The sequence below is a fragment of the Pseudomonas alkylphenolica genome, from assembly GCF_016009175.1.
GTDB classification, from domain to species: domain Bacteria; phylum Pseudomonadota; class Gammaproteobacteria; order Pseudomonadales; family Pseudomonadaceae; genus Aquipseudomonas; species Aquipseudomonas alkylphenolica_B.
In genome coordinates, this window is record NZ_JADUCM010000026.1 from 73,959 (window position 1) to 81,006 (window position 7,048).

A 7,048-nucleotide genomic window follows, 5' to 3' on the forward strand; every position below is an offset into this window, starting at 1 on the left:
CTTCGATGAAAACGCCCCTCCGCGCCGCACACGTTGCCGGCCTGACTGTCACCTTGCTTGCCTTGAGCGGCATGGCGCAGGCACAAATCACCGCCGACCAGGCTGCCCGCCTGGGCAAGGACCTCACGCCGCTGGGCGGCGAAATGGCCGGTAATGCCGATGGCTCGATCCCCGCGTACAGCGGTGGCCTGAAACAGGCGCCGGCCGGCTGGACACCCGCGCAGGGCTATGTCGACCCGTTCGCCAGCGAAAAGCCGTTGTTCACCATCACGGCAGCGAACCTTGCCCAGTACAAGGACAAGGTCACCCCGGGTATGCAGGCGTTGCTGGCCAAGTACCCCAACTTCAAGATGCCGGTGTACCCGACGCACCGTACTGCAACAGTGCCGGACGCTGTGGCCCAGAAGGTCCGCCAGGAGGCAGTCAATGCCCAGCTCAACGGCTTCGGGGTCAGCAACCTGAATGGCACCACCACGCCGTTCCCGATCCCGAGCAACGGCCTGGAAGCGGTCTGGAACCACAACCTGCGCTACCTGGGTGGTGGTTTGCAACGTACCTACGCGTCGTTCCCGGTGCGCAGCAGCGGTGACTACTACACCGTGCGCATCCAGGAAAACCGGGTGTTCGACACCAACATGGACAAACAGTCGGACAACCGCCTGCTCAATTACTCGGCACGTTTCATTTCGCCAGCCACGCTGGCCGGTACAGTGCAACTGGTGCACGAGCCGATCGACCAGGTCAAGGAAGTGCGTTCGGCGTGGATCTACAACGTTGGCCAGCGCCGCGTGCGCCGCGCGCCTGACCTGGCCTACGACAACGTCAACGACGGCACCGAAGGCCTTCGCGTAACCGACGACTTCGACGGCTACAACGGCGCCCCGGACCGCTTTGACTGGAAGCTGGTCGGCAAGCAGGAAATGTACGTGCCCTACAACGCCTACAAACTCGGCGCGAAGGAAACCCCTTACAAAGAGGTACTGACGCCCAACACGCCCAACGCGGATTTCATGCGTTACGAGCTGCACCGTGTCTGGGTGGTAGAAGGCACGCTGCGCAAGGACGCCAAGCATGTGTACGGCAAACGCGTGATGTTCCTCGACGAAGACTCCTGGACCGTGCTGGCCACCGATGCCTACGACACCCGCGGTACCTTGTGGCGTATCGGCGTGCACCCGATGGTGCAGTTCTACGATGCCCAGGTGCCATGGTACCGCGCCAACATCTGGCATGACCTGAGCAACGGCAGCTACTACCTCGCCGGCCTTGGCAACGAAGAGGGGCAGCCGTGGACCTTTGGTACCAAGGGCCGGTTTGTCGACTTCCAGCCTGACGCGCTGCGGCGCATGGGCAAGTGACCCGCCACCCCCTTCGCTGATTGCGCAATGGACCACCGCGTGTGGTCCATCTGATCGCTGGAGTTACCTTCATGTTGCTACGCCATCTACCGGCGCTTGCAGGTTTGTGCCTGCTCGCCACGCATGTCCAGGCCGAGCCGCCGGCGCTGGACTACCCGATTCGACCGCAGCAGGTGTTGCTGCTCAATGTCACCGCGCCCGGCGACAGCCTGGTGGCCGTCGGTGAGCGCGGTGTGGTCCTGCGTGCCGACAAACAGGGCGACCCATGGCAAAGCATCCGTACGCCCTCGACCCGCACCCTCACCGGCGTGGCGTTTGTCGATGCCAACCAGGGCGTCGCGGTCGGCCACGGCGGCACGCTGTTGCGCACCACAGACGGTGGACGCCACTGGCAAGCGGTTGAAGCCGATACCAACGGCGATGCGCTGTTGGGGGTAGCGGCGCTGGGCGACGGGCGCATGGCCGCCTGGGGGGCCTTTGGCCTGTACCTGTTGTCGACGGACAACGGCGTGACCTGGCAGCGCCACAGCGTGCTGGACGAGGACTTCGACCGCCATATCGCGCAGATCATTGCCCTGGCCGATGGCCGCTGGCTGATGGTCGGCGAAAGCGGCACCCTGGCCAGCTCCGCCGACCGTGGCGAGACCTGGCAGGCACTGGAAAGTCCCTACGCCGGGAGCCTGTTCGGTGCGTTGCAACTGCAGGGTGGCGGCCTGCTGGTCTATGGCATGCGCGGCAACCTCTGGTATTCGGGCGATGGCGGACAGACCTGGGAGCAGCGCGATACCCACACCACGTTCGCCTTCAACGGGGCACTGCAGCTCAAGTCAGGGCGCATCCTGCTGCTGGGCAACAGTGGCGTGCTACTGGCCAGTGATGATCAGGGCGGGCACTTCTTCGCCTTGCCCTCTACGCACGCCAGCCTGGCGCGGGCCATCGAGCACGGTGACAGTCAGCTGATAGCGGTCGGCGATCACGGGGTGATGTCGTTCGCTTCGCTTGCAACAACAGGGCAGGACTGATTCATGAGCATGCAAGAGAAAGCGCTGCACAAGGACGACCACCTGGCACGCCAGGATTTTTCCCGCGGTATGGTGGGGCGGGTGTCGTACTGGATTTTCCATCAACGCAAGCCGCTGCTGGCGTTGTTCATCCTGATCACCCTGGGGCTGGGTTACAGCGCCAGTCAGCTGAAAGTGGAGGCGGGGTTCTTCAAGATGATCCCGCTGCACCATGAGTACATGAAGACCTTCTTGCAGTATCAGAAGGACTTTGGCGGCGCCAACAAAGTGTTGGTGGCGGTGAAAAACAACAAGGGCGAGGTGTTCACCCCCGAGGCCATGGCCGCCTTGCGCAAAGTCTCTGACGAAGTGTTCTTCATCAGTGGCGTGGAGCGCAGTTCGGTAACGTCGCTGTTCACCTCCAATGTGCGCTACACCGAAGTGGTCGAGGACGGTTTCACCGGCGGTAACCTGGTGGACTCCAGCTATGCCGGCACACCCGAGCAGATCGCCCAGGTGCGCGAGCGCACGCTGAAATCCGACTGGGTCGGGCGGATTGTCTCCAGCGACCTGTCTTCAGCCATGGTCGTGGCCAACCTGCAGGAAACCGATCCGCTTACCGGGCAGCGCCTGGACCTGCAGGACGTGGCGCGCAAGCTGGAGCAGATCCGTCAGGACAACCAGAACGCCGACATCAGCATCCACATCATCGGTTTTGCCAAATCCATTGGCGACATCGCTGAAGGGGCGTCCGGTGTGCTGGTGTTTTTCATCATCGCCTTTGTCATTACCGCGGTGCTGCTGTTCTGGTACTCGGGGTCGCTGATGCTCACCGGCTGGGCGCTGATCTGTGCGGTGGTGCCGGTCATCTGGTTGCTTGGCCTGCTGCCGCTGGTCAAGCTGACCCTGGACCCGATGTCGATCCTGGTGCCGTTCCTGATCTTCTCGATCGGCGTGTCCCATGCAGTGCAGATGACCAACGCCTGGAAGCTCGAAACCCTCAACGGGGCCGATGGCGTAACCGCCTCGCGCAACTGCTTCCAGAAGCTGTTCATCCCCGGCGCGGTTGCGTTGCTGGCCAACGCCCTGGGCTTTGTGGTGATTGCCCTGGTGGACATCGAGATGGTCCGCGAGCTTGCCATCACCGCGACCCTGGGTGTGTCGGTGATGATCGTCACCAACAAGATGCTGCTGCCGATTCTGCTGTCGTTCATGCGTTTGAGTGCCGCCGATGCGCAAAAGCTGCGCGGCAAGGAAACCCTGGGCGCCGGCCTCTGGGAGCGCCTGGGGGTACTGGCAACCCGCCGTGGTGCCCTGGGTGTGCTGGGCGTTGCCGCCGTGCTGCTGGTCGTCGGTCTGCTTCAGGCCCGGCACCTGCATGTGGGCGACACCGGAGCAGGTGTACCCGAACTGCGCGCCGATTCACGCTACAACCAGGATGTGGCGGTGATCACCCGGGACTTCGCCATTGGTGTCGATCTGCTGCAGGTCATCGCACGGGCCAAGGGCAATGAAGAGACACCTTGTGTAAAACGTGAAGTGCTCGATCCGATTGGCGAGCTGGAGCTGTTCCTGCGCCAGGACGAGGGCGTGTCGTCGGTGCGCAGCCTGGCCAGTTTTGTCGGCAATATCACCCAGGCTTATGCCGAGACCGACCTGAAGTGGCGCGTGCTGCCCGAACCCACGGCGCAGATTGCCCAGGGCGTCGGCTTTGCCACCCGGGTTGGCACCGAGTACATGAACAGCGCCTGCAATGCGATCCCGGTGTCGATTTATACCCGCGACCACCAGGCGGACACCATCACCACGCTGATGGACAAGATCAAGGCGTTCAAGGCCGCCTACGACAATGATCAGGTCAGCTTCGAACTGGCTTCCGGCAACGTCGGCGTAATGGCGGCCACCAACGAAGTGGTGCATGCCGGCGACAAACTGGTGAACAGCGCGCTGTTTGCCTCGGTGACGCTGCTGTGCCTGTGGATGTTCCGTTCGCTGCGCATCACCCTGTGCGTGATCCTGCCCCTGGCCCTGGTCACGGTGTTGTGCAACGCCCTGATGGCCCTGCTGGGCATCGGTGTGAAGGTCAACACGCTGCCTGTCGTCGCCCTGGGCGTGGGGGTAGGGGTGGACTACGGCATCTACCTGTTCGAGCGGATCAAGCACGAGATGGATGGGCGCGGTGCCAGCCTGCGCGACGCCTTCGTCGAGGCGCTCAAGCAGCGCGGTACGGCGTCTGTGTTCACCGCAGTGACCATGACCCTGTCGATCGCCACCTGGGCCTTCTCCTCACTGAAGTTCCAGGCCGACATGGGCATCCTCCTGGCCTTCATGTTCCTGGTCAATCTGCTCGGCGCCATCCTGCTGCTGCCGGCGCTGGCGGCGTGGTTGCTGCGTTCGCCCAAGGCAACTGCGCCTCACTGAGCCGCGGCTACCGATCATCGACCTTGTCGGACGCATTGCCGAACAACCTGGCCCTTAACTGGGGCCAGGTCTTTTTTTCTGCATTCCCCGATCACTACACATGGAGTTTGATACCGATGAGCACACTATTTTGCCGTTCATTGCTGGCGCTGGCACTTGGGGCGTCGGCCGTGGGGGGCGTACAGGCTGCCACCTACTCCGCAAGCAAACCGGCCAATGAGGTGGCTGGCATTCCGGCAGGCACCGTGATCACCCCGTCCAGTGCCCGGGTAATTGCCCAGGACACTTACCTGTGGGGCTGGCCGCTGGTCAACGCCTTCAATCGCCGCACCGCGTTTTCCGCTGCCCCGGAGCCGGGACTGATGGGCGGCTTTCTGCCGGCGGCGCCGACCGGTTACATCAGCATGCTCAGCGACTACATCTCGCCGCAACAACGCTGGGTGGCGCACCCCAACCAGGATGTGGTCTACGGCTTCGGCTACGGTGCCACCGACGACGAGCCGGTCGTGCTGCAAGTGCCGGATTTCGGCGATCGCTACTGGGTGTACGCGTTGTACGACGCCCGCAGCGAAGAGTTCTCCACACTGGGTAAACAGTACGGTACGCAACCGGGCAATTACCTGGTCGTCGGCCCGAACTGGAAGGGCACGGTACCGGACGGCATTGCCGGGGTGATCAAAGCACCGACCGAACTGGTGGCGATCGGCCCGCGGGTGTTCATGGATGACAGCCAGCAGGACCGCGACGCCATCAAGGCGACCCTCAATCAGGTGGTGGTCTACCCGCTGAGCCAGTACACCGGTAAAGCGGTCAGCAAGGACTGGAGCAAAACCCCGCATTTTCCTGCGGCACAAAAGTCGTCCAGCGAGACCCGTTGGGTCGACCCGGAAAAATTCTTCGACCAGTTGCCGCAGGTAATCGCCAAGGTGTCGCCACTGGCCGGAGAGGAAAGCCGCTATGCGATGATCAAGGCCTTGCTGGAGGCGGCGGCCAAGGACCCGGCGGTGAAAAAAGCCATCGTCCAGGCGGCGGTGGATACCGAGGCACAGGTGGTGGCGCCGCTGTTTTCCTTCCGCACCAATGGCTCACGCCTGCCCGGCGGCTGGAACACCCCGACCAATGTCGCGCGCTGGGGCAATGACTACCTGACGCGTACGGCCACGGCGAAATCCAACATGTACACCAACCAGCCGGAGGAAACCCGCTACTTTTTTGCCGAAGTGGACGACAAGGACGGGCGCCTCAACGGCGCAAACCGCTACACCGTGACCTTCGCCAAAGGCCAGACACCCCCGGTGGACGGCTTCTGGTCGCTGACCCTGTACGATCCGCTGCATTTCTTCGCGCCCAACGCCCTGAACCGTTATTCGCTGGGCACCAAGAACAGCAAGCACCTGCGCTACAACGACGATGGTTCGCTGACTCTGTACGTCCAGCATGACAACCCGGGCAAGGACAAGCAGGACAATTGGCTGCCAGCCCCCGGCAGCGATTTCGAACTGACCATCCGCACCTACTGGCCGAAACCTGAAGTGCTCAGCGGCCAGTGGTTGCCGCCAGCGGTCAAACGCGTGAACTGACGCGCTAAAGCGTAGCGGTACCGGGACGGTCTGTGCGGCCGCCCCGGTGCTGGTTACAGGCTGCTCACCAACTGCCCGCCATCGACGGAGAGCACTGCGCCGGACATGTAGGCGCCGGCTTCGCTGGCCAGCAGCAGGAAGGGTCCGTCAAGCTCATCCAGTTTGCCCAGGCGACGCATGGGGACTGCCGCGCGGATGTAGGCCTGGCCTTTTTCGCTGTCGAAATAGCCGTCGGTCATCTCGGTGATGAAGTAGCCCGGTGCGATGGCGTTGACCCGGATGTCGTGTCGGGCCAGTTCCAGTGCCAGCGACTTGGTCAGTTGCACGACGCCGGCCTTGGCCGCGCAGTAATGGCTGTAGCCGGTGCCCACGCGCAGGCCGAGCATCGAGGCGATATTGACGATACTGCCGCCACGCTCGGCGCGCGCCAGGCGTTGCGCCGCGCACTGGGCCACACGCCAGACGCCGTCGAGGTTGGTCGAGATCATGGGGCGCCAGTCTTCTTCGCTGAGCTCCAGCACGCGCTGGCTGTCGCCGACGCCGGCATTGTTGAGCACCACGTCAACCGTACCGAAGGCGGCCTCGGCGCTGTCGAAGGCGGCTTCGACGCTGGCGCGGTCGGTAACATCCATTGCCACCGGCAGCGCCTCGCCGCCATCCTCGCGGATTAGTCTCTTAAACACATCTG

General features: G+C 63.2%; 5 protein-coding genes. 4 read left to right on the forward strand and 1 reads right to left on the reverse strand.

The genetic code is table 11. The features are described 5' to 3' along the window. The first annotated feature begins 5 nt into the window (after window positions 1-5). The 4 genes from I5S59_RS19825 to I5S59_RS19840 all read left to right on the forward strand — a co-directional run bounded on the left by I5S59_RS19825 (window position 6) and on the right by I5S59_RS19840 (window position 6,360). Window positions 6-1,358 (forward strand): DUF1329 domain-containing protein, encoded by a 1,353-nt coding sequence (locus I5S59_RS19825; protein WP_197878135.1) that lies wholly within the window; start codon window positions 6-8, stop codon window positions 1,356-1,358. 71 nt (window positions 1,359-1,429) lie between these two features. After that, window positions 1,430-2,380 carry a WD40/YVTN/BNR-like repeat-containing protein gene (locus tag I5S59_RS19830; RefSeq protein WP_197878136.1) on the forward strand — a complete coding sequence of 317 codons (951 nt, stop codon included), beginning with the start codon at window positions 1,430-1,432 and terminating at the stop codon, window positions 2,378-2,380. 3 nt (window positions 2,381-2,383) lie between these two features. Continuing rightward, complete coding sequence (locus I5S59_RS19835; RefSeq protein ID WP_197878137.1) at window positions 2,384-4,780, forward strand: efflux RND transporter permease subunit; 2,397 nt, start codon at window positions 2,384-2,386, stop codon at window positions 4,778-4,780. Between the two features lie 116 nt (window positions 4,781-4,896). Beyond that, entirely contained in the window at window positions 4,897-6,360 is a 1,464-nt protein-coding gene (locus tag I5S59_RS19840; RefSeq protein ID WP_197878138.1) for a DUF1254 domain-containing protein, read from the forward strand. A 53-nt stretch (window positions 6,361-6,413) separates the two neighbouring features. On the opposite strand, the gene I5S59_RS19845 is transcribed toward I5S59_RS19840, so the two are convergent. Next, window positions 6,414-7,048 (reverse strand): SDR family NAD(P)-dependent oxidoreductase (locus I5S59_RS19845; protein WP_197878139.1); only part of this gene is annotated, 635 nt, incomplete at its 5' end.

Excerpts from the sequence above, each read along its gene's own strand:
- I5S59_RS19825 (WP_197878135.1), top strand. The coding sequence starts at position 6 with ATGAAAACGCCCCTCCGCGCCGCACACGTTGCCGGCCTGACTGTCACC.
- I5S59_RS19830 (WP_197878136.1), top strand. The coding sequence starts at position 1,430 with ATGTTGCTACGCCATCTACCGGCGCTTGCAGGTTTGTGCCTGCTCGCC.
- I5S59_RS19835 (WP_197878137.1), top strand. The coding sequence starts at position 2,384 with ATGAGCATGCAAGAGAAAGCGCTGCACAAGGACGACCACCTGGCACGC.
- I5S59_RS19840 (WP_197878138.1), top strand. The coding sequence starts at position 4,897 with ATGAGCACACTATTTTGCCGTTCATTGCTGGCGCTGGCACTTGGGGCG.